This window comes from Paraburkholderia sediminicola (assembly GCF_046026895.1).
Classification (GTDB): domain Bacteria; phylum Pseudomonadota; class Gammaproteobacteria; order Burkholderiales; family Burkholderiaceae; genus Paraburkholderia; species Paraburkholderia sediminicola_C.
This window is the reverse complement of sequence record NZ_JAQQEU010000001.1, coordinates 156,879-179,770: the sequence shown is the minus strand read 5'-3', so window position 1 is coordinate 179,770 and position 22,892 is coordinate 156,879. Positions and strand designations below refer to the sequence as shown.

Sequence of the window (22,892 nt, the reverse complement as noted above, 5' to 3'; positions counted from 1 at the left end):
TGGTCAACCCTGATCAAGGCGGGGTCGGCTCTGGGTGGCCCGCATGAAGCGGCCGCCGGGCAGCACGCTTATCTGGCCGGCAAGTTCCAGTTGCAGCAATGTGGTTTGCAGGGCCGCATCCTCCATCTCGGTGCGGGTGGCGAGAATTTCAAGCGTGGTGGGCGAGTGGCCGAGCGCCGCGAGGAGTCGCTGTGCTTCGGAATTGACTGGGATGGCGGGCGGCGCGGGCGGCGGCGCCTCTGCTTCTGCGAAAGCCGTTGTGGCTGCTGCCGTTGCTTGCGTGGCTGCAACCGCTGGCGATTCCGGTCGAGTCCCGGCTGCCATTTGCACCGAAGCAGAGTCAGCCGCGGCCGCTGAGCGTGTACCCGTTGTGCCCGAGTCCGTTGCAACCGTTTCCGACGAGTGGGCAGTTGCCACGTTCGGCCGAGCCATTGGCGAAGTTTCGGCCGACCGCGCATGCCGCGTATCCAGGCCGTCCCACGGAACGGTTTGCTTCGCCGCCGACGCAGCACGGACCGCCGGGGGCCTGGCAAAGCGCAGTTCCTCCAGCACCTCATCCGGCGTCTCCACCAGCTTCGCCCCCTGCTTGATGATCCGATGACACCCGCGCGACAGCGGCGCGTGAATCGAGCCGGGCAACGCGAAAATATCGCGACCCATTTCATTGGCGAGCCGCGCGGTGATCAACGAGCCCGAACGCATCGCGGCTTCGACGATCACCACGCCACTGACCAGTCCAGCGATCAATCGATTGCGTTGCGGAAAATTGGCGGCGCGCGCGGGCGTGCCGAGCGGCCATTCGGAGACAATGGCGCCCTGCACCGCGATCTGCCGCGCCAGAGCATGATGCGCAGCCGGGTACACGAGGTCCGCGCCCGTGCCGATCACGGCGACCGTTCCGCCGATACCTTCCAGACCGCCGCGATGCGCCGCGCCGTCGATGCCAAGCGCCAGCCCGGACACGATCGTGACCCCCGCCGCCGACAGCTCGCGCGCGAAGCGTTCCGCGTCCTCGATGCCTTGCGGCGTCGCGCTGCGACTGCCCACCAAGGCGACCGCTCTCGTATGCAAAAGATCGAGCCGGCCCTTTATATATAGCAGCGGCGGCGGGTCAGGCATGGTCAGCAGCGCGGGCGGGTACGCGGGGTCATCGAGCGTCACGACCTGATTGCCGGGCAGCTCGCGCCACGCAGTCACGGCGTCGAGCTGGCTGTCGAATTCGGGACCCGTGGGTGCCAGCGCGGCGCGCGCCGCGGCTTCGCCGGCGATTTCGGCGAGCGCTTCCGGCGACTGGCTGAAAATCGCTTCCGGGAGTCCCAAAGCGCTCAGCATCAGCCGCAGCGCCGCGGGCTTCAGCCCCGGCGCGAGCGACAGCCGCAGCCAGGCGGCGAGTTCGATATTGGTTGCGGGCAAGGTGTGCATTGCGAGTCGCTCCTCCTCAGGGCCAGCGGGCAGGCGGGCACCATGCTAAAATTTTCATCATCCGAAATAACTGCAGCGCCGCGCCCACCCGCGCGGGCTCGTCGTTTGGCGCACGGAGCGCGTTGAATCAAACCGGTTCGACACCATCTATCCTCTGCGCAATGCGACGGGCTCACAACCTGGCCGAAAGGCCAACGCGAATCCTCCAACGGTCAGCGGCGCCTCAAATCACACTCAAAATCATGGCTTTACTGAACATCCTCAACTACCCGGACAAGCGCTTGCACAAGATTGCGAAGCCGGTCGAAACGGTCAACGACCGCATCCGCCGTCTTGTCGCGGACATGGCCGAGACCATGTATGCGGCGCCCGGCGTGGGCCTCGCTGCCACCCAGGTGGACGTGCATGAACGCGTGATCGTGATTGACGTGTCGGACACGCACGACCAGTTGCTGACCTTCATCAATCCCGAAATCGTCTGGTCGAGCGATGAGAGGAAGCTGTCGGAAGAGGGCTGCCTCTCCGTGCCGGGCATCTACGACAACGTGGAGCGTGCCGAGAAAGTGCGCGTGCGCGCGCAGAACGGCAAGGGCGAAACCTTCGAGATGGATTGCGAGGGCCTCCTCGCCGTGTGCATCCAGCACGAGATGGATCACCTGATGGGCCGCGTGTTCGTCGAATACCTGTCGTCGCTGAAGCAGACGCGCATCAAGAGCAAGATGAAGAAGCTCGCCCACGCGATGTAACGCGCGTCCACCTCGTCTACCGCCCCCGTTCATGAGTCATTCGTTGCGCGTCATTTTTGCCGGTACGCCGGAGTTTGCCGCGGCCGCGCTGGCCGCGATTCACCGTGCCGGTTTTGCGGTGCCGCTCGTGCTGACTCAGCCGGACCGGCCTGCCGGACGCGGCATGAGACTGCAGGCGAGCCCGGTCAAGCGCTATGCGCAGGAACATGGGCTGACGGTCGCGCAGCCGCCTTCACTGCGCCGCGCGGGCAAATATTCGGCGGAAGCCGCCGCCGCGATCGATCAACTGCGCGCCACGCCGCACGACGTGATGGTAGTCGCGGCCTACGGGCTGATCCTGCCGCAGGAAGTGCTCGATATCGCGCCGTTTGGCTGCATCAACATTCACGCGTCGTTGCTGCCGCGCTGGCGCGGCGCGGCGCCGATCCATCGTGCGATCGAAGCGGGTGACGCGGAAACCGGCATCACGCTGATGCAGATGGACGCCGGCCTCGATACCGGCGCGATGATCGCCGAGGCGCGCACGCGCATTGCCGCCGCCGACACCACCGCCACGTTGCACGACCGTCTCGCACAGGACGGCGCGAAGCTGATCGTCGAAGCGCTGATCGAACTGGAGCGCAACGGCAAGCTGGCCTCCACCCCGCAACCGGCGGACGGTGTGACCTACGCGGAAAAGATCGGCAAGCAGGAAGCCGCGCTCGACTGGCGCCGCCCGGCTGGGGTGCTCGCGCGCCAGGTGCGCGCGTTCGACCCGTTTCCCGGCGGTGTTGGCACGCTCGAAGACGGCAGTTCGATCAAAATCTGGGCTGCGGTCACCGCCGATGCCCAAGCCGGCAGCAGCGCGCCCGGCACGATCACCGAAGTCTCTCCCGAGGGCGTGGTCGTTGCCTGTGGCGAAGCTGCGCTGCGTCTCACGCAACTGCAGAAACCCGGCGGCAAGCGCCTGCCTGTGCGTGAATTCCTCGCCGGGTCACCCCTCGCCGCGGGCCAGCGTTTCCAACTTCCCGAAACAAAGTGACAGTCTGCGAACGTCTCGAACATCCGCCGTTCGGCCGATGTTCGAGCAGCTCCGCTGCGAGTCCGCCGCGCGTTAGAATCGTCTATGCAACTGCACAGTTTCCGGGGTTCTCAATGTTTGGCATCACCCATTTCGAGTTTTTTGTTGTCGCGGTCTTTCTTCTGAACGTGACGCCCGGTCCGGATACGGCTTATATCGTCGGGCGCAGCGTCGCTCAGGGCCGGGGCGCGGGGTTGATGTCGGCACTCGGCATCTCGGCGGGATGCTGTGTGCATTCGCTTGCGTGCGCGTTCGGGTTGACCGCGTTGCTCGCGGCGTCGGCCACGGCGTTTACCGTCATCAAATTCGCCGGCGCCATTTATCTGATCTATCTGGGCACGCGCCTTATTTTCGCCAAACCCGCAGCCGCTGGGGCGGCGGGCGAATCGCGTGCAGCTGGCGCGCCCAAGTCGCTGAAGCAGCTGTTCCTGCAAGGGTTTTGGACCAATGTGCTGAACCCCAAGGTCGTGCTGTTCTTCGTCTCGTTCTTCCCGCAATTCGTGACGACCGGCAGCGATCAGAAAGCGCTCGCCTTCCTCACGCTCGGCGCGGTGTTCGTGGCCATGAGCATGCTCTGGAACAGCTTTGTCGCATGGATCGCGGGCAGTGTGACGCAGCGCTTTTCCGGCAAGCCTTCGGTGAAGAAGTGGCTGGACCGTGGCGTCGGCAGCGCGTTCGTGGGCTTGGGCATCAAGCTCGCCACTGCATCAAGATGATTGAATTATCCTCACCTGCCCATATCTAACATTTCGCTTACAATCGAGCGCCGCGATCGCGCGGCGCAGATAGGGAGCCCGCGCTTAGGGCAAGGAGTTGCAGACATGTTCAATTGGGTCAAAACCGCGATGTTGATGGCCGCGATCACGGCCCTTTTCGTTGTGATCGGCGGGATGATTGGAGGGTCGCGAGGCATGATGGTCGCGCTCGTGATCGCCCTTGGGATGAATTTCTTCTCGTACTGGTTTTCGGACAAGATGGTGCTGCGCATGTACAACGCGCAGGAAGTCGACGAAAACAGCGCGCCGCAGTTCTACCGCATGGTGCGTGAGCTCGCCACTCGTGCGAATCTGCCCATGCCGCGCGTCTACCTGATCAACGAAGACGCGCCGAATGCGTTCGCCACCGGGCGCAATCCGGAGCATGCGGCGATCGCTGCCACAACCGGTATTCTGCGGGTGCTGTCCGAGCGTGAAATGCGCGGGGTGATGGCGCACGAGCTGGCGCACGTGAAGCACCGCGATATTCTGATCTCAACCGTTTCGGCCACGATGGCCGGCGCCATTTCCGCCTTGGCGAATTTCGCGATGTTCTTCGGCGGCCGCGACGAAAACGGGCGTCCGTCGAACCCGATCGCCAGCATCGCCGTGGCGTTGCTGGCGCCAATCGCCGGTGCGCTGATCCAGATGGCGATTTCGCGTGCTCGTGAATTCGAAGCCGACCGTGGCGGCGCGCAGATTTCCGGCGATCCGCAAGCGCTGGCCTCGGCGCTCGACAAGATCCATCGGTACGCGAGCGGGATTCCTTTTCCTGTGGCCGAGCAGCATCCGGCTACCGCGCAGATGATGATCATGAATCCGCTGTCGGGCGGCGGCATCGCGAATCTGTTCTCGACCCACCCGGCTACTGAAGAACGTATCGCGCGCTTGATGGAGATGGCGCGCACAGGGCGCTTCGAATAAGCCCGCGCCGGTGTGCGTGGAGCGATCAAGGCGGGTCTGCGGGCCCGCCTTCTTTGTTTCCGGCGCCGGGAGTGTGTGCGGGCGTTGTCGAAGACAACTGGCTTCGAGAAAACGCTTCGACTGGTGACCACGAGTCTTGCGCGGCTTCGTACCAAGCGACGCCGCAGACCTGTGCCACCAGCAATCCGCGGCTGCCGGTCCTGGCCGCGTTGTGCCCGCCGCCGATTCGCCCGCCCAGCGCCGTCCCCCGCCGGCCGCCTCCACCCACGGCGGCGGCCACCCGGCGCCACGCTACAATGTGCGCTGATTGTGTCGCGCGCACCGTGCGGCCTGCCTTTGCCTCTTTCATGACTTCAAAGCCTTCTTCGCGTTCTGCTTCCCCATCGGCGCGTCCGCGCGAATCTCGTTTGTCGACGCTGCATCTCGCGCCCGAATCGCTGGGTTTTGCGCTCGACTGCGCAGCGCAGGCCGTCGGCGCCGTGCGCCTCGGCGCGGCTTTGCCGGCCGCGCTGCAATCGGTGTTCGTGTCCGCGCCTGAAGGCAGCGCCGCCGCCGCGCGCGGCGCTGTGCAAGACATCGCGTATCGCACGATGCGGCGTCTGGCCGTCGCCGAATGGCTGATCTCGAAGCTGGTAAAGAAAGCGCCGCCGCCGCACGTCGGTCATGTGCTCGCCTGCTCGCTCGCGCTATTGGTCGACGACGAAGCGAATGCCGCCTACGCGCCGTTCACGGTGGTCGATCAGGCGGTGAGCGCTATCGGCGCGCGTCGCGAATTCGCGTTCGCCAAGGGACTCGTCAACGCGGTGCTGCGCAGTTTCCTGCGCGAGCGCGAGACGCTGCTGAACGCCGCGCAAGCCGACGAAGTCGCGCGCTGGAACTATCCGGCATGGTGGATCGACGCGGTGAAACGCGCATGGCCCGACGCATGGCAAGCGGTGCTCGCGTCCGGCAACACGCAAGGTCCGCTCACGTTGCGCGTGAACGCCCGCCGCTCGACCGTCGACGCCTACCTGCAAGTGCTGCAGAACCATCACATTGCGGCGCGCCAAGCAGGCGACTACGCGGTCAGGCTCGACACGCCGATGCCGGTGGACCGCATTCCCGGCTTCAACGACGGCGTGGTCTCGGTGCAGGACGCCGGCGCGCAACTCGCCGCGCAACTGCTCGGCGTGCGTGACGGCATGCGCGTGCTCGACGCCTGCGCAGCACCTGGCGGCAAGACCGGGCACCTGCTCGAACTCGCCAATCTGCAGCTCGTCGCGCTCGAAAGCGATGCGTCGCGCGCGCGGCGCATCGGTGAAAACTTGCAGCGGCTACACCTTGCAGCGGAAGTGCGGATCGGCGACGCGGGCGCGCCGGCGAAATGGCACGACGACATCGACCAGCCGTTCGACCGCATCCTCGCCGACGTGCCGTGTTCGGCGTCGGGCATCGTGCGCCGTCATCCCGACATTCGCTGGCTGCGCCGCGCGTCGGACATTCCGGCGCTGGTCGCCGAGCAACGCCGCATCCTCGACGCGCTCTGGCCGCTCCTGAAACCAGGCGGCGAATTGCTTTACGTTACGTGTTCGATCTTTCCCGAAGAGGGCGAGTTGCAGGCGCAGTGGTTTGGAAACAAGTATCAGGATGCGGTACGATTGGACGCGCCGGGGCAACTTTTACCTTCGGTCGCTCGCGCGCCCGCCGATACATCGGCCGGTTCCCATGCCGGACAACCCGCTGAAGACAGCGCCGGTGCGAACTCAGACCACGACGGATTTTTCTACGCGCGCTTTCAGAAACGGTGACCATCAAACGCTTTTTCCCGCTTCGGCTCGCTGCCGTGTTCTGGATTGCGCTGGCCGTATGGCTGGCGGCGCCGGGCGCGGCGCACGCTGACTCGATCGCGGTGCAGCGGGCGTCGTTGCAAGCCGACAATAGCGGCTGGAGTCTCGACGCGCGGTTCGATTTCGAACTCAACAGCAACCTCGAAGATGCGGTCAACAAAGGCATTCCGCTTTATTTCACGACCGACTTCGAGTTGAGCCGGCCGCGCTGGTACTGGTTCGACGAGCAGCCGGTGAGCGTCTCGCAGAGCATCCGCCTGTCGTTCCAGCCGCTCACGCGTGAATACCGCGTGTCGAGCGTGTCGTCAGGCGGTTTGCAGCTTGGTTTCACTACTCTCAAAGATGCGCTCGCGGTGGTCAAGCACGTCACTTCATGGCATGTGATCGACCGCAACCAGGTGCGGGTCGGTGAGACCTACAACGCGTCGGTGCGCATGCAGCTCGACATTGCGCTGATGCCCAAGCCGTTCCAGATCGACGCGGTGAACAACCGCGACTGGAACCTCGCCTCCGAATGGAAGCGCTTTACCTTCACGGCCACCGAACGTGCTAAATAAAGTGCGCTCTACCACCAGTGTCAGCAGCATCGTCGTGCGCGTGCTGGTGTCGACGGTCGCGGTCACGGCCGTGTTGCTGCTCGTGCTGCTGGCCGCCGCCAGCGCGAATACCGAATTCTTCGACCGCTACTACCAGTGGCTGTACGCGTCCAATGTCGCGGTCGCGATGATCTTCCTGCTGGTGGTGGCGACGCTCGTCATCATCATCATCGCGCGGCTGCGCAAGGGTAAGTTCGGCACGCGGCTGCTGGCGAAACTCGCGTTCTTCATGGCGCTGGTCGGCGTGGTGCCGGGCGGGATCATTTACGTGGTCTCGTATCAGTTCGTGTCGCGCAGTATCGAATCGTGGTTCGACGTGAATGTCGAAACCGCGCTCACGTCCGGCCTGAATCTCGGGCGCGGCATGCTCGACGCGTCGCTATCCGATCTGCAGACCAAGGGTCGCCTGATGTCCGAGCAGCTCGCCAGCGCGGACGCCGCCGGCACCACGCTCACGCTATTGCGTCTGCGCGATCAGTTCGGCGTGCAGGACGCGCTTATCGTCGAGCCCACGCGCAGCATGTCGGGCGCGACACCCGAAATGCACGTGGTCGCGCAGGCGTCGAGCAACTACGCGACGCTCTTGCCGAACGACTTGCCCACGCCGTTGATGATCGATCAGGCGCGGGGCCGCGGCTATGCGGCGATCGAAGGCGAGGTGGACGGCGATCCGCACGCGCACGGCGGCAAGGGCGTGCTGCGCCTGCGGGTCGTGCAGCGCATTCCGGATTCGAATGCTGCGCTGCTGCAGCCCACCGAACGCTTCCTGCAACTCACGCAGCCGGTGTCGCCCTCGCTCGCGCGCAATGCGGACGCGGTGCAGCGCGCTTATCGCGAGTATCAGGAGAAGGCGCTCGGGCGTACCGGTTTGCGCAAAATGTACATCGGCACGCTGACGCTCGCGCTGTTCCTCGCCACCTTCATCGCAATGATGCTGGCGCTCGCGCTCGGCAATCAGCTGGCGCGGCCGTTGTTCCTGCTCGCGCAAGGCACCAAGGAAATCACCGAAGGCGACTACACGCCGAAGCGCGAAATCAAATCGCGCGACGAACTGGGCTTTCTCACGCAGTCGTTCAATGCGATGACGCGCCAGCTGTCCGAAGCGCGCGCGGCGGTCGAGAACAACCGCATTGCGCTCGAACATTCGAAGGCGTATCTGGAAAGCATCCTCGCGAATCTGACCGCCGGTGTGTTCGTGTTCGATCGGCAGTTCAGGCTGACCACGGCGAACCGCGGTGCCGAGCGGATTTTCCGTCAGCCGTTCCAGACCGTGCTGGGTTCGTCGCTCGATCAGATCGGCGCGCTGAGCGAGTTCGGCGGCATGGTGCGCAAGGCGTTTGCCGATCGCGAGGCGGCGAGCGGCGACGGTCACGACGATCGCGGCCACTGGCAGCAGCAGTTCTCGATTCAGGTGCCGGGCGAAACCGAACCGCTCACGTTGCTCGTGCGCGGCGCGCGGCTCGTGTCGGCGGCGGACCGCGACGCGGAAGACATGCAGACCTCCGGCTACGTCGTCGTGTTCGACGATATCTCCGACGTGATCTCCGCGCAGCGTTCGATTGCCTGGGGCGAAGTCGCGCGGCGTCTCGCGCACGAGATCAAGAACCCGCTCACGCCGATCCAGCTCTCCGCCGAGCGTCTGCAGATGAAGCTCGCCGACAAGCTTGCGCCATCCGATGCCGACGTCTTGAAGCGCGGCGCGACCACGATCGTGAACCAGGTCGCCGCGATGAAGCAGATGGTCGACAATTTCCGCGACTACGCGCGCACCCCGCCGGCCGTGCTCGCGCATCTGCAGCTGAACGATCTCGTCAGCGAAGTGCTCACGCTGTACGGCATCGAAGAAGGTAAAGGCGCGATCCAGGTGGAGCTTGCCGCGTTGCCGGCGATTCGCGGCGACGCGACCCAATTGCGTCAGGTGATTCACAACCTGCTGCAGAACGCGCAGGATGCGGTAGCCGAGCTCGAGCATCCGCGTGTGTTGCTCGAGACGAGGACAGTAGAATACGGAGACCCCGACGCGGAAGGCAAAGTACACGTCGCGGTGCGTCTGACAGTGTCGGATAACGGACCGGGGTTCCCCGCGCGTATCCTCACACGCGCATTCGAACCTTATGTAACGACCAAGGCCAAAGGTACGGGCTTGGGTCTTGCGATGGTCAAGAAGATCGTCGACGAACATGGCGCGCGCATCGACATCCGCAATCGCATGAAAGCGGGCGACGTGATCGAGGGCGCGCAGATTTCGATCCTCTTCCTTCAACTGGCGGACGATGCCGCGGCACCCGGTGCAGGGCCGCGACCGGCGCACGGCGGCAGTGCGTCGCAAGGAAAGACAAGAGCAACAGTGCAGACAAGGGCAGCGTAAATGGCAACCATCCTGGTGGTAGATGATGAAATGGGCATCCGGGAATTGCTCTCGGAGATCCTGAGCGACGAGGGGCACGTCGTGGAGGCCGCTGAAAATGCGCAGGAAGCGCGCGAGTTCCGGTTGCGTCAGGCGCCGGACCTCGTGCTGCTCGACATCTGGATGCCCGACACCGACGGCGTGACGTTGCTCAAGGAATGGGCTGCGCAAGGGCAACTGACGATGCCGGTGATCATGATGTCCGGCCACGCGACCATCGACACGGCGGTTGAAGCCACCAAGATCGGTGCGCTCAATTTCCTCGAGAAGCCGATTGCGTTGCAGAAGCTGCTGAAGGCCGTCGAGCAGGGTCTGGCGCGCGGCAACTCGGCGGGTGTGCCCAGCGGTGCGGCGGCCAAGCCGGCGTTGCCGGTCAGCGCATCGACGGTGGCCTCGGCTGCCGCCTTGCCGATGCTGTCGACCGATGGCATGGGCAGCGGCGCGCTGGCTGCGCAAACGGCGTCGATCTCGTTCGACATTCCGCTGCGTGATGCGCGCGACGCGTTCGAGCGCGCGTACTTCGAATATCACCTCGCGCGCGAGAACGGCAGCATGACGCGCGTTGCGGAGAAGACCGGCTTGGAGCGCACGCATTTGTATCGCAAGCTCAAGCAGCTCGGTGTCGATCTGGGTAAGAACAAAGGGGAGTGAGCGCGATAGCGCGGGTGTCAGCGCGGGCTCTGCACGCCACGTTCCATGCGCCAATCCTGCCTCGATAACTTTTTTCGCGAAGGGGCTTGCCCAGCTGCTGACCCTTTGATATGATTTCGTTCTTCGTTGGCCCGGTAGCTCAGTTGGTAGAGCAGCGGATTGAAAATCCGCGTGTCGATGGTTCGATTCCGTCCCAGGCCACCAGAACAAAATCGCTGTGTTATCAGTCCGGTAGCGCAGTGGCAGTAACAGAAAAGGCCTCCGCGTGAGGCCTTTTTTGCGTCTGTCTGGCAGTCTTCTGGCAGGGCCAGTGCGCGTGATCGCATACACCGGCAGCGGCCGCGGTGCGCTCACAAAAATTTCAGGGCGTCTCCGCCGGCCCGGTCCGGTCGCTACACGCAACTCCGCGTCCAAGGAGTTGCCATGTCCCACTTTGCCATTTCCACCCGATTGTGCGGCCGCATGCCGGCGCGCCAGCCTGCCCGGTTCACGTCCTGCGGGAGGCCGTGATGGCGAGCATCGCACGGGGTGAGCGTTGCGCATCCGCTCGCGCCGTGTCCTGCTGTCAGGCCGGCTGTCGCGATTCAGGCACCGAAGGGATTTAGCGGATGGAAGATGGGTGACGTGCGAGCGCAGTCACCTGCATCGTCATATACGGAAACAATGGCAGGCCAGAAAGAATGGTGTGCAGTTCGTCGTTAGACTCGACGTCGAAGATGCTGTAGTTCGCATATTCACCGACCACGCGATGCAGTTGCTGCCATTTGCCCTGACGTTGAAGCTCCTGCGAATAGGACTTCTCGCGTGCCTTGATTTCGTCAGCCTGAGCCACCGGCATATCGTGTGGCAGGTGTACATCCATTCTTACGAGATAGAGCATGGGTCTCTCATTTATAAAAAGTGGGGGTCTCTCAGGTCCACCAGCACACTATTGGCGTGTCCAGATATATTGGGTGCTGGACTGACTGCGCGCTCAGTTATTTTTTGTCGCGACGGTAAAAGGCCAGTTTGTCCTCGTCGATATGCAGACCCAGGCCCGGCCCTTCTGGCAGATGAAGGTCGAAGTCGCGATACTGCGGCCTCGCGGTAACGATGTCGTCCTTCAACAAAAGCGGTCCGAACAACTCGGTACCCCACGCAAGTTGTGGAAGAGCGCTGAATCCATGCGCCGACGCAATCGACCCAATGCTGCCCTCCAGCATCGTGCCGCCGTACAGCGATACGCCGGCCGCATCCGCAATAGCAGCCGCGCGCATCATCCCGTAAATGCCACCCGACTTCGCAATCTTTAACGCGAACACGTCCGCGCATGCGTCACGTACGAGTTCAAGCGCCTCCTCCGGTCCGGTTACTGCTTCGTCAGCCATGATGGGCACGATGAAGCGTGCGGAAAGTCTGGCAAGTGCTCCGCGCTGCTCACGCGGTGTGGGTTGCTCGATGAGGTCGATGCCCGCCGCTTCGAGCGCGTGGATTCCGAGGGTTGCTTCAACCTCATTCCACGCCTGATTCACGTCGACGGTAACTTTGGCGCGGTCGCCCAGCGCGGACTTGATCTTGGAGACGTGCGCTACGTCGTCACGAACGCTACGCCGGCCAATCTTCAATTTGAAAGTGTTGTGGCGACGCTCGGCGAGAAGCATTTCCGCTTCCTCGATGTCTCGCTGTGTATCACCGCTCGCGAGCGTCCAGAGGACGGGGAGTGTCTTGCGAACTGCGCCGCCAAGAAGCGTTGAGACCGGGACACCCAGGCGTTTTCCTTGAGCGTCCAGCAACGCCGTCTCGATTGCACATTTTGCAAACCGGTTTCCTCGCGCAACCTTGTTCAGCTTGAGCATTGCGCCATTGACGTTGGTTGCGTCCTGCCCAACAAGTGCAGGTGCAAGGTAGGTGTCGATGGTCAGCTTGATGCCTTCGGGACTCTCGTCACCATACGACAGGCCGCCGATCGTGGTGGCTTCGCCAATACCCTCGATGCCGTCGCTCGAGCGCAGACGAACGATGACCAGGGTTTGTTGCTGCATCGTCGCCATGGCTAGCTGATGCGCGCGAATGGTCGGGAGGTCAACCAGAATTGCTTCGACGGAGGTGATTTGGGCGTTCATACCTGGAGTGGCGGAGTGGATGGGTTGACGCAGTATTGCGCGCCCATTAATCGCCTGTCCAACACCATTAACGTCTAGCCCCATACCGCCGCGGTATAGAAGCCATTAGCGCGCCCGCTCTGTTCGCGGCGTATAGGGTATTTTCTCTTCTTCGTAGAGCCGATAGACGAGTTCGAGCATTTCCCGAATGTCCCGCGACTCATCGAGCGCACGCATGCTCATGATGATCGGGGATACCAAAGTCGGGTCGTCCAGTTCCTTGTAGCTCACGTCGTCCCGCTTCAGGCCGTACACGCTGCTCGGAACGACGGCGATACCTTCCCCCGCTGCGACGAGGCCAAGCGCAATCTGCAATTCCCGTACTTCATATATCTTGCGAGGTTTGAGACCACGGTCGTCAAATGCCGACAGCACCTGGTCCGCATAGCTGGGCCGGGGCGCCTTCGGAAAGATAATCAGCGTTTCGTTGACGAGGTCGCGGAGAGCGACGACAGGTTTGGCAACTGAAAGCGGATGACCCTCCGGAAACGCAACGATCATCTTCTCCTCGCGAAGAATCACCCGACGGATGTTTGCGTCCTCGTGCCGAATGCGGCCGAACCCAACATCGATATGGCCGTCTTTCAGCGCACGGATCTGGTCCATCGTCGACATTTCGTGGAGACTGAGCTCGACTGTGGTGTTCTCGTCGCGAAAACGCCGGATGATTTTCGGCAGCATCCCGTACAACGTCGAACCCACGAACCCGATTGAGAGACTGCGCTCGATGTTCCCTACGCGTCTTGTCATTGATTCGAGGTCTGCGGTCTGGGACAGCAGTTGCGCGGCATGAGAATAAAAGAACTTCCCTGTCTCCGTCAGCTTCAGCGGACGCGAGTTGCGCTCCAGTAGCTGCACGCCCAGATTCTCTTCGAGTTGCTGTATCTGGCGGCTCAGAGGCGGTTGGGCAATGTTCAGCCGGCGGGCGGCGCGCGTGAAATTGCGTTCTTCGGCTACCGCGACGAAATAACGTAGATGCCGCAGTTCCATATCAATACCTCCTGGATATAGACCGATACTAAAACAGTGTTGGACGGCCCTTTCTGATGTCCATTATCCTGCATTCACACTCTGTTTCAGCAATCGATTATACCTTCTGCAGATAGATGAGTCGGTGCCGAATCGAGGGTTAACCCCACAGAAAATAGAGAGATTCAGGAGCAGACATGAGCGTCAAAGTGTTTGAAACGAAGGAAGTACAAGACCTGTTGAAGGCTGCCGCGAACCTTGGGAGCCAGGATGGCAATGCTCGCGCCAAGCAGATTGTCGGCCGTCTGCTAGGCGACCTGTTCAAGGCCATCGACGACCTCGACATGACGCCCGACGAAATCTGGGCTGGCGTCCACTACTTCAACAAGCTTGGCCAGGATGGCGAAGCTGCACTGCTTGCTGCTGGTCTCGGTCTGGAAAAATACCTCGATATCCGCATGGACGCCGAGGACAAGGCGGCAGAAATCGCCGGCGGCACGCCGCGTACGATCGAAGGTCCGCTGTATGTTGCCGGTGCGCCGGTGCGCGATGGCGTATCGAAGATCGACGTCAATCCGGACGAAGATGCAGGCCCGCTGGTCATCCGCGGCACGGTGACCGGTCCGGACGGCAAGCCTGTCGCCAATGCAGTGGTCGAGTGCTGGCACGCCAACTCAAAGGGCTTCTATTCGCACTTCGACCCGACCAAGGCGCAGAGCGAGTTCAACCTGCGTGGTGCTGTGAGCACTGACGGCGACGGCAAGTACGAATTCCGTACGCTCATGCCGGTCGGCTATGGTTGCCCGCCCCATGGCGCGACCCAACAACTGTTGAACGTGCTCGCGCGACATGGCAATCGTCCGGCGCACGTGCATTTCTTCGTCACCACCGACAAGTACCGCAAGCTGACGACTCAAATCAATATCGAGGGCGACCCGCTGATTTGGGACGACTTCGCGTATGCCACGCGTGAAGACCTGATTCCCCACGTGGTCGAAAAGACCGGCGGCACTGCGCTGGGCATGAAGGCCGATACGTACAAGGAAATCGAATTCAACATCGAGTTGACTCCGATGGTTCAGGGCAAGGATAACCAGGTCGTCAATCGCCTGCGTGCGTCTGCCACGGCGTAACCGCCGAACGCGGCTGCTTCCTCGTACCGCTGCTGCCGCTCAATTCTCCGCAAGAATCTTTCGACACCCGATGCGCATGCTCCATAGCCTGGAGCACGCGTAGGAGAGCACTCATGTCTGCCATTCTCGACAACGCCACGCAGCTGGATGAACTGCTGCACACCGCCGTTCAGGACGACAAGGAAAACGGTGTATTCCGTTGCCGCCGCGACATTTTCACCAACGCCGATTTGTTTGAACTCGAGATGAAACACATCTTCGAGAGCAACTGGGTCTATCTCGCGCATGAAAGCCAGATTCCCGACAACAACGACTACTACACCACCTGGATTGGCCGTCAGCCCGTGGTTATCACTCGCGACAAGAACGGCGAACTCCACGCGGTCATTAACGCCTGCGCGCACAAGGGCGCGATGCTGTGCCGGAAAAAGCACGGCAACAAAGGCACCTTCACCTGTCCTTTCCACGGCTGGAGCTTCGCCAACACCGGCAAGCTGCTGAAAGTGAAGGACGTGAAGACCACCGAATACCCGGTGCAATTCAATACCAACGGCTCGCACGACCTGAAGAAAGTCGCTCGCTTCCAGAGCTACCGCGGCTTCCTCTTTGGCAGTCTCAACGCAGACGTGATGCCGTTGGAAGACTACCTCGGCGAGACGAAGGTCATCATCGACCAGATTGTCGACCAGGCTGCAAACGGGTTGGAGGTGCTGCGGGGCAACTCTTCGTATATCTACGACGGCAACTGGAAGATGCAGATGGAGAACGGTTGCGACGGCTATCACGTCAGCACCGTGCACTGGAACTATGCTGCGACGATGGACCGTCGCAAGGTCGATGGCACCAAGGCGGTGGACGCAAACAGCTGGAGCAAGTCCGTGGCCGGCGTGTACGGATTCGACCACGGCCACATCCTGTTGTGGACCAGGACGATGAATCCGGAGGTGCGTCCGGTCTATCAATACCGCGACGAAATCAAGGCACGTGTGGGCGAAGTCCAGGCAGACTTTATCGTCAACCAGACAAGAAACCTGTGCCTGTATCCGAACGTGTTCCTGATGGATCAGTTCAGTACCCAGATTCGCGTCGTACGTCCCATTAGCGTAGACAAGACTGAAGTCAGCATTTTCTGCTTTGCCCCCAAGGGCGAAAGCGCGACCGACCGCGCTACCCGCATCCGCCAGTACGAGGACTTCTTCAACGTCTCGGGAATGGGCACGGCAGATGACCTTGAAGAGTTCCGCGCTTGCCAGACCGGCTATGCCGGCACCACCGCGCTGTGGAACGACCTTTCGCGTGGCGCGCCGCTGTGGGTCGAGGGAGCCGACGCGAATGCAAAAAATATGGGGCTGAAACCGCGCATCTCAGGTGAGCGTAGCGAAGACGAAGGTCTCTTCGTGTGTCAGCACGAATACTGGGTGGATGTCATGCGTGACGCACTCAAAAAGGAACAAGGGGAGACGCTGGCATGAGCTTCGACTACCAGAAAATCTGTGCCGCGCTGTACCGCGAAGCGCGCCTGCTCGATGACCGGCAGTGGGACGAATGGCTCGCGTGCTATGCCGAGGACGTCACCTACTGGATGCCAGCATGGGATGACGACGACCAGCTCACCGACGACCATGAAAGCCAGATTTCGCTGATGTACTACCCGGACCGCGGTGGCCTGGAAGACCGTGTGTTCCGCATCAAGACCGAACGCAGCGGTGCTTCGATGCCTGAACCCCGTAGCAGTCACAACGTGACCAATGTGGAGGTGCTGGCCGAGCGCGACAACGAAGTGGACGTGCGCTACAACTTCAACACGCTCAGCCACCGCTACAAGGCCACAGATCAGTTTTTTGGCACGATGTTCGTGACGCTGCGAAAGGTCAACGATGAACTGTTGATTTCCTACAAGCGAATTGTGCTGAAGGACGATTACATCCGCCAGGTGCTCGACGTCTATCACGTTTGATAGCACGCAGCGGTGAAAATTAGAGGTACAGGAGGCAAGATGTCCAGCTACAACGTTGCACTGAATTTCGAAGACGGCGTGACCCGCTTCGTGACATGCAAGGCCGGCGAGAAGGTGCTTGATGCAGCCTTTCGCGCCAGGATCAACCTGCCGATGGATTGCTCCGACGGCGTGTGTGGCACCTGCAAATGCCGGGCCGAGAGCGGAAGCTACGACCTTGGCGACGATTACATCGAAGATGCGCTGACCGAGGATGAGAAGGAAAGTGGCCTCGTCCTGACCTGCCAGATGGTCCCGGAAAGCGATTGTGTCATCGCGGTGCCGGCATCTTCCACTGCATGCAAGACCGAGCAAAGCAGGTTCGCTGCAACAGTATCGAAGGTAGAAGCGCACAACGATGCGGCCATTCTGCTCGAACTGGATGTGGATGCGACCGCGCCGGTGTTCCTGCCGGGCCAGTACGTCAACATTGACGTTCCCGGCATCGGGCAGCACCGTTCGTATTCCTTTTCATCGGCACCGGGCGAATCGAAAATCAGTTTTCTGATTAAAAAGATTCCCGGTGGCGTGATGAGCACGTGGCTCGAATCCGCGCAGGCCGGCAACAAGGTGGAACTGACCGGGCCGCTCGGCAGCTTCTATCTGCGCGCTGTGGAGCGGCCGCTGCTGTTTCTCGCTGGCGGCACAGGCCTGGCGCCGTTCCTGTCGATGCTCGAAGTGCTGGCTCGTGCGAGTTCGCAGCAAAAAGTTCATCTGATCTACGGTGTAACGCGAGACCTCGACCTCGTGCAGGTCGATGCAATCGACGCCTACGTGGCGAAGTTGCCGAACTTCACCTACAGCACCGTCGTGGCTGACGCGGAGTCGACCCATCCGCGCAAGGGCTGGGTAACGCAGCACATGCCGGCGGAGGCCGTCAATGATGGTGACGTGGACGTGTACCTGTGCGGACCACCGCCCATGGTCGATGCAGTGCGTAAGCATTTCGACGACAACGGCGTGAAGCCCAACAGCTTCCACTATGAGAAGTTCACTCCTAACGCAGCACCGAGGACCGCATGAGCACGCAACGATTTGCTGGCAAGGTCATGGTGGTCACCGGCGCCGCACAGGGTATCGGTCGCGCGGTAGCGCTTCGCGCAGCCGCCGAAGGCGGCAAGGTACTGTTTGTCGATCGCGCCGACTTCGTTTGTGAAGTTGCCGCTGAAGCGGACGGCGCGGACACCGCAGGCTTTGTCGCTGACCTTGAGACTTACGAAGGCGCCGCGTCGGCGATGGCCTTTGCCGCACGCACCTTTGGCGGCGTCGACATTCTGGTCAATGGCGTGGGTGGCGCGATTCGCATGCGTCCCTTCGCCGAGTTCGAGCCTGCACAGATCGATGCGGAAATCCGTCGTTCACTCATGCCGACACTGTACGCCTGCCATGCGGTCTTGCCGCACCTGCTCAAGCGCGGGGGCGGGACCATCGTGAACGTCTCCTCGAATGCCACACGCGGTATCCGCCGCGTACCGTATTCGGCGGCCAAGGGCGGTGTCAACGCGATGACGCAGTCGCTGGCGATGGAGTACGCAGAGCACAACATCCGCGTGGTTGCCACAGCGCCGGGTGGGACCGATGCGCCGCCGCGACGTGTGCCGCGCAATACCGCCGGGGACAGCGAGCAGGAAAAAGTCTGGATGGGCGAGGCGGTGAAGCAGGTCACTGAATCGACCTTCTTCAAACGCTACGGCAGCATCGACGAGCAGGCCGCACCCATTCTGTTCCTGGCGTCGGACGAGGCGGGTTATATCACCGGCACCGTATTGCCCGTAGCGGGGGGCGACACGGGCTGACTTGCGAATCGCCTCGAGCAGCCAGAGTACGGACGCATCACAACCGGAGGTGACCTACTCGCTGCAAGTGGGTCGGCAAGACCTTGACCGCCGGGGCATAACGAATCTTTTCATAGACTAACCCTGTGAAAACACGCGTGTCCGAAGATGGCCTGGCCGTCTGCGCATGCGTCCGTCACCGTCTCGTGCAGCAAGGAGTGCGTTGGCTGGTCCCGGACGGGCGAAGCCGGTGTGCATGATGATAGCGGGCGAGGCGGCTATGTGACCCATCGCTATCTGCCCGCGCCCGTGCCCAGTCTAATGAACAGCGCGGTCAATCTGGATATCCAGGAGGGGAGTTGCAGTCACCGCGACGGCTATGTGTTCTGACTCGGGCAATACGCCGATAAATGCCGCGATACCCATCCCACAGACCGCAGCGAGACAGACAGCAGCCCCGGCGATGATTAAAGTACGGCGCGGTCGTTTATAACGCACCTCACCCAGAAAGACGCACATGTCAGACCCCTCCTTGTTCGCACAGCTTTCAAATGCAACAAGCATGCCGACGGAGGTACCGGTTCAGGGCTGCCTTGCAGGGTAAGCGTCTGCGCTGTTGATGCACGGCGCGAGAGGGTGAAGCCGTGACTACATGTTGGGGAAGCACAAACACTGCGGCTCGTGTTCGCCGCTAAAGCCGACCATTCGCAGTCGGCGAAGTTGGCGGGACGCACGGCCATGGCCGACAATAGGCACATGACATGCTCTGCCATCGCAGGTGCAGCCCAGCTCCCCTTGATCGAGTAGCATGTAGGCAGCAGGCATCGGCGAGACCGTCGTCGGCCGGTATCAGGAGAATCCCATGACAGCGCGTTCCATCGCATCCCTGACGCTTTCGTTCGGTCTTGTCTCCATACCGGTCAAACTGTATTCGGCGACGGACAACGCTGCCGGCGTTGGCTTCAACCTGTTGACGCCGGAAGGCGGTCGGGTCAAGCAGCAGTACATATCCGAAGCCACCGGGGAAGTCGTCGCTCGCGCAGACATGAAGAAGGGTTACGAATTCGAAAAGGGACAGTTCGTCGTCTTCGCTCCCGACGAACTAAAGGCGCTAGAGGAGGGGGCAAGCCACGTTGTAGAGATCGTCTCTTTCGTCCCGGAAAAGTCGGTCGACCCGCTTTACTACGACAAGGCATATTTCATCGCTCCGGACAAGCGCGGTGGCAAACCCTATAGCTTGCTGCAGCGGGCCATGCGAGAAAGCGAACGCTGCGCGCTGGCAAAATGGTCATACAAGGGAAAGACTCGAATTGTTCAGATACGGCCGGCGGAAGAGGGGATGGTTTTCCAGCAACTGCTGTTTGCCGACGAAGTGCGCGCGCTGAGCGATTTGAACATCGAACAGGTGACTGTGAGTGACTCGGAACTAAAGCTCGCGCTGCAAATCATCGACCAGGTGTCGGAAGATGCCTATGACCCGGCCGCGTACGAAGACGAAGAAAAGAAGCGGATTCTGGAAGCCATCGACCGGAAGATTGCTGGCAAACAGATTGTGTCTCCGGCGGCGTCAGCCGAAGAATCGGGCGGTCAGGTAATCGACCTGATGGAAGCGCTTCGCGCAAGCCTCAGTGCCAACAAGGCTAAAAGAGCCGCACCGGCGAAGACACCTGCGACCAAAAAAGCCGCCGCGCCCGTTGATGTAGAGGTGCTTGCGACCAAGCCCCGGCGGCCCGCCAAGCGAGCCGCACTCAAGGCCGAAGTAAAAGAAGTCCCGCCGGCAAAGGTTCGAGTTCGCAAGTGAACAGACGTAATCACTCACACGACTATTCGCTGCGCAGCCTACAGTCGCTGCTGGGCGTTTCTCGGAGCGTGCTGTCTGGTCTGATAGAAGCCGGTTTCGTCAACCCTGTCCGCGGCCGGCGCAACGAACTCCGATTCTCGTTCCAGGACGTGGTGGTCTTGCGCACGGCATTTCAATTGCAATCGGCCAAAGTCGCATCACGGAAGATTCTTCGCGCACTCGCCAAGCTGAAAGCGGAACTCCCGGATGAGCTGCCTCTGTCAGGCATCCGCATTACGGCTGTCGGCGACACCATAGCGGTCAGGTCAGGACAGGCACAATGGGACGCGGCATCGGGCCAGCATCTGCTCGACTTCGAGGTCGCCCCGATTCAGGGCGATGTTGCGTTTCTCGACTCCGCACCGCGAAATCGGCTTGGTCGAGAACAACAGGCTGAGGAATGGTTTGCCCTCGCAGAGCAACTCACGGGTACCGACGTAGTCGGCGCGGAGCAGGCTTACCGCAAAGTGCTGGAGCTGGCGCCAATGCCGCATTACCACGCTTATACCAACCTGGGCGTATTGCTATGCGAGTCCGAAACACGCTGCGAGGAGGCTCTGTCGGTCTTTGACGGAGCACTGCAGCACTTTCCCGACGATGCGCTGCTGCACTTCAACCGAGCTGTCGTCCTCGAAGAACTGAAACGCTACGGCGCGGCAGTGGAAGCTTACGAGCGATGCATCGGGCTCGACCCGACCCATGCCGACGCTCACTTCAACGTTGCCCGCCTCAGCGAGATTCTCGGCGACAAGCAGGGGCTCGTGAGGCACCTCAGCGCGTATCGCCGACTCATCGGGTGACCTTGCCGTGTTGGAGGCGAGACTTACTTTCGAACCGAAAATGGGAACGCTGGCGAGCAGCCGCAGTTCATAGCGCCTGTGCCGACAGACGGTACGAAATGGTCCGTGATACCCCTGCTTTGAAAACCAGTCCGCAGCGGCCAGCAAGCGGATGATCGGCAGGCGGAACCGCCACCCGCCCCAAATCAAAAAAGCTATTGGCGGGCTCTACTCCGATGGCGAAGTGTCGTCCTGACCACGGCTCGTGCGTACGCCCACCGTTGCTAATCCAGAGCAACGCATCCGGAAGGTCTTCTGCGTCCCAGTCAAGAGATACCTCGGCGCGCTGCTTCGGGTACCGCAGCACAAACGGCGGCTTACATCCTGAGAATTGCAGCAACTCTTCGGTTACTTCGGACAAGGGCAAGCTGGTTACGTCTATCAGCCCTTGCGTCGTCGGAATTTCCTTCAGGGTCGAGATGGTGCGGTTCGGGAGAATTCGCGAGACACCGGGCTCTTGTGGAACGGGGTAGCTATAGATGGCCTGATACGCGCAGGCGAGGATGTCAACGCCTTCCAACGGAACAGCAAAAGTCGGATGAAGGGCGAACGGTAAAATCGCGTCACGACGGGGATGGACGGTAAGTGAGACGATCAGCGCAGGCGCGTCAGGCTCGACTTCAATCGTGCGTTCGAGCCTCTCGATCTCACTGTCGGAGGGGTAGGCGATTTGCAGCGTGAGTATGCGATCGCTTTGCTCCATCAGTTGCCACATGTGATTCGCGCCATACCCATGGACCCACCGATCCTCGGCGTCACGAATCTGAAAGTCGGCCGGCAGCCCCGCAGGCGCATCGACCATTCCGAACGGAAGGCAAGGCCATTCGCCGCGCAGCGCCCGCATGAGCCCTGGCCAGCGTGCGTCATCCGCCCACGGAGCAACCTGCATCGGAGAGACAGAACCTCTGCCTCCAAGGTCGAATCGGACCGGCGCAAGCATTCCACCGAGTGCCTGAACCTCTGCCTCGCCGTGGGCCCATTTCAGCGTCCAGCGTTCGATCGATTCCATCGTGCAGTCTCACCACTCCCAACCGCAATATTCGTGGCTATCCGATAAGAACAACGCATGGTGCGTTGCCTCATGGGCGACCCAGAAACCGTCAGTGTGTCTCACGATGACCACTGGAATTGAACATCGGCACGCTCTCTTGTTGAATCAACCAAAGTCGCGTTCACTTCATCGGTTTGTCGAACCCACTGTTCTGCCGCAGCCCCGTCACGGCCGAAACTCATATGCCGGTTGACAAGGCGCTGGCGCCGCAGCTTCGGGTCGACGTTCACATACCAGACTTCGTCGAGTAACGGTCGTGCAGCTTTCCAATGGCCGTGCTCAAGAAGAAGGTAATTCCCTTCAGTGATGACGAGCGGCAGATCCGGCGTCACAGAAATTGCGCCGGCAATGGGCTCCTCGATTTCCCGGCGAAAGGTGGGAGCGTAGATTGTTTCGTCGTGACGCTGCTCACGCAGGCGCCTCAGAAGTGCAACGTAGCCCGCGCTGTCAAAGGTATCTTCCGCACCTTTGCGGGATGCGCTACCCAGACGCGCGAGTTCTGCATTGGCAAGATGAAACCCGTCCATCGGCACCACTACGGCCTGTCCGGGAAAGGCATCCAGAATTGCTTGCGCCAATGTCGATTTCCCTGCGCCCGGTGCACCAACGAGGCCGAGGATACGGCGCCGTCCGTCCGCAGTTAAGCGACGTAGGCGACCTAGATAGCAGTCTTCGATCATCGACATATTCAAGGTCTTCCAAAAAAGGCAACGCTCAGCGAGGGCGCTTCCTGTTCTCGCCGAAGCCCGCTTGATGAGCCG

At 61.5% G+C, this 22,892-nt stretch carries 21 protein-coding genes and 1 tRNA gene; 16 read left to right on the top strand and 6 right to left on the bottom strand.

Annotation, left to right across the window (positions count from 1 at the left end):
* Positions 1-3: 3 nt before the first annotated feature.
* Entirely contained in the window at positions 4-1,422 is a 1,419-nt protein-coding gene (gene dprA, locus PQR02_RS00810) for a DNA-processing protein DprA (protein WP_408224019.1), read from the bottom strand.
* A 242-nt stretch (positions 1,423-1,664) separates the two neighbouring features.
* On the opposite strand from dprA, the gene def reads away from it, so the two are divergent.
* The 9 genes from def to PQR02_RS00765 all read left to right on the top strand — a co-directional run bounded on the left by def (position 1,665) and on the right by PQR02_RS00765 (position 10,591).
* On the top strand, positions 1,665-2,168 hold the full coding sequence (gene def, locus PQR02_RS00805; RefSeq protein ID WP_408224016.1) for a peptide deformylase: 504 nt from the start codon (positions 1,665-1,667) through the stop codon (positions 2,166-2,168).
* Between the two features lie 31 nt (positions 2,169-2,199).
* Positions 2,200-3,189: a methionyl-tRNA formyltransferase gene (gene fmt, locus PQR02_RS00800; protein WP_408224013.1), complete on the top strand. Its 990-nt coding sequence runs from the start codon at positions 2,200-2,202 to the stop codon at positions 3,187-3,189.
* Between the two features lie 113 nt (positions 3,190-3,302).
* The gene (locus PQR02_RS00795; protein ID WP_408224010.1) at positions 3,303-3,944 is read left to right on the top strand and encodes a LysE family translocator; all 642 of its coding nucleotides are present in this window, start codon (positions 3,303-3,305) and stop codon (positions 3,942-3,944) included.
* Positions 3,945-4,049: 105 nt separating this feature from the next.
* Positions 4,050-4,907, top strand: coding sequence for a zinc metalloprotease HtpX (htpX, locus tag PQR02_RS00790; protein ID WP_408224007.1), 858 nt, complete (start codon positions 4,050-4,052; stop codon positions 4,905-4,907).
* Positions 4,908-5,254: 347 nt separating this feature from the next.
* Positions 5,255-6,694 (top strand): 16S rRNA (cytosine(967)-C(5))-methyltransferase RsmB, encoded by a 1,440-nt coding sequence (rsmB, locus tag PQR02_RS00785; protein WP_408224004.1) that lies wholly within the window; start codon positions 5,255-5,257, stop codon positions 6,692-6,694.
* Positions 6,691-7,290, top strand: a complete 600-nt coding sequence (locus PQR02_RS00780; RefSeq protein ID WP_408224001.1) for a DUF4390 domain-containing protein — start codon at positions 6,691-6,693, stop codon at positions 7,288-7,290. The genes rsmB and PQR02_RS00780 overlap by 4 nt, the downstream gene beginning before the upstream one ends.
* Complete coding sequence (locus PQR02_RS00775; protein WP_408223998.1) at positions 7,280-9,697, top strand: sensor histidine kinase; 2,418 nt, start codon at positions 7,280-7,282, stop codon at positions 9,695-9,697. The genes PQR02_RS00780 and PQR02_RS00775 overlap by 11 nt, the downstream gene beginning before the upstream one ends.
* Positions 9,698-10,387, top strand: a complete 690-nt coding sequence (gene esaR, locus PQR02_RS00770) for a response regulator transcription factor EsaR (protein WP_408223995.1) — start codon at positions 9,698-9,700, stop codon at positions 10,385-10,387. It abuts the gene before it with no gap.
* 128 nt (positions 10,388-10,515) lie between these two features.
* Positions 10,516-10,591, top strand: a tRNA-Phe gene (locus PQR02_RS00765).
* 397 nt (positions 10,592-10,988) lie between these two features.
* Here PQR02_RS00765 and catC read toward each other — a convergent pair.
* From catC to PQR02_RS00750, 3 genes are all read right to left on the bottom strand, one after another.
* Positions 10,989-11,267, bottom strand: coding sequence for a muconolactone Delta-isomerase (gene catC, locus PQR02_RS00760; RefSeq protein ID WP_408223992.1), 279 nt, complete (start codon positions 11,265-11,267; stop codon positions 10,989-10,991).
* Positions 11,268-11,364: 97 nt separating this feature from the next.
* The gene (locus tag PQR02_RS00755; RefSeq protein ID WP_408223989.1) at positions 11,365-12,489 is read right to left on the bottom strand and encodes a muconate/chloromuconate family cycloisomerase; all 1,125 of its coding nucleotides are present in this window, start codon (positions 12,487-12,489) and stop codon (positions 11,365-11,367) included.
* A 105-nt stretch (positions 12,490-12,594) separates the two neighbouring features.
* Positions 12,595-13,518: a LysR family transcriptional regulator gene (locus PQR02_RS00750; protein WP_408223986.1), complete on the bottom strand. Its 924-nt coding sequence runs from the start codon at positions 13,516-13,518 to the stop codon at positions 12,595-12,597.
* Positions 13,519-13,694: 176 nt separating this feature from the next.
* Here PQR02_RS00750 and catA point away from each other — a divergent pair, with 176 nt between their 5' ends.
* From catA to PQR02_RS00715, 7 genes are all read left to right on the top strand, one after another.
* Entirely contained in the window at positions 13,695-14,630 is a 936-nt protein-coding gene (gene catA, locus PQR02_RS00745) for a catechol 1,2-dioxygenase (protein ID WP_408223983.1), read from the top strand.
* Between the two features lie 113 nt (positions 14,631-14,743).
* On the top strand, positions 14,744-16,102 hold the full coding sequence (locus tag PQR02_RS00740) for a Rieske 2Fe-2S domain-containing protein (RefSeq protein WP_408223980.1): 1,359 nt from the start codon (positions 14,744-14,746) through the stop codon (positions 16,100-16,102).
* Positions 16,099-16,587 carry a benzoate 1,2-dioxygenase small subunit gene (gene benB, locus PQR02_RS00735; RefSeq protein WP_408223977.1) on the top strand — a complete coding sequence of 163 codons (489 nt, stop codon included), beginning with the start codon at positions 16,099-16,101 and terminating at the stop codon, positions 16,585-16,587. Before PQR02_RS00740 ends, benB begins: the two co-directional genes overlap by 4 nt.
* A 39-nt stretch (positions 16,588-16,626) precedes the next feature.
* Positions 16,627-17,649, top strand: coding sequence for a benzoate 1,2-dioxygenase electron transfer component BenC (gene benC, locus PQR02_RS00730; RefSeq protein WP_408223974.1), 1,023 nt, complete (start codon positions 16,627-16,629; stop codon positions 17,647-17,649).
* Complete coding sequence (gene benD / locus PQR02_RS00725) at positions 17,646-18,422, top strand: benzoate diol dehydrogenase BenD (protein WP_408223971.1); 777 nt, start codon at positions 17,646-17,648, stop codon at positions 18,420-18,422. The genes benC and benD overlap by 4 nt, the downstream gene beginning before the upstream one ends.
* An 841-nt stretch (positions 18,423-19,263) precedes the next feature.
* Positions 19,264-20,202: a non-homologous end joining protein Ku gene (gene ku, locus PQR02_RS00720; protein WP_408223968.1), complete on the top strand. Its 939-nt coding sequence runs from the start codon at positions 19,264-19,266 to the stop codon at positions 20,200-20,202.
* Positions 20,199-21,041 (top strand): tetratricopeptide repeat protein, encoded by an 843-nt coding sequence (locus PQR02_RS00715; protein WP_408223965.1) that lies wholly within the window; start codon positions 20,199-20,201, stop codon positions 21,039-21,041. The genes ku and PQR02_RS00715 overlap by 4 nt, the downstream gene beginning before the upstream one ends.
* Before the next feature lie 67 nt (positions 21,042-21,108).
* On the opposite strand, the gene PQR02_RS00710 is transcribed toward PQR02_RS00715, so the two are convergent.
* Entirely contained in the window at positions 21,109-22,089 is a 981-nt protein-coding gene (locus tag PQR02_RS00710) for a hypothetical protein (protein WP_408223962.1), read from the bottom strand.
* Positions 22,090-22,190: 101 nt separating this feature from the next.
* Positions 22,191-22,811, bottom strand: coding sequence for a nucleoside/nucleotide kinase family protein (locus tag PQR02_RS00705; protein ID WP_408224628.1), 621 nt, complete (start codon positions 22,809-22,811; stop codon positions 22,191-22,193).
* Positions 22,812-22,892 lie beyond the last annotated feature (81 nt).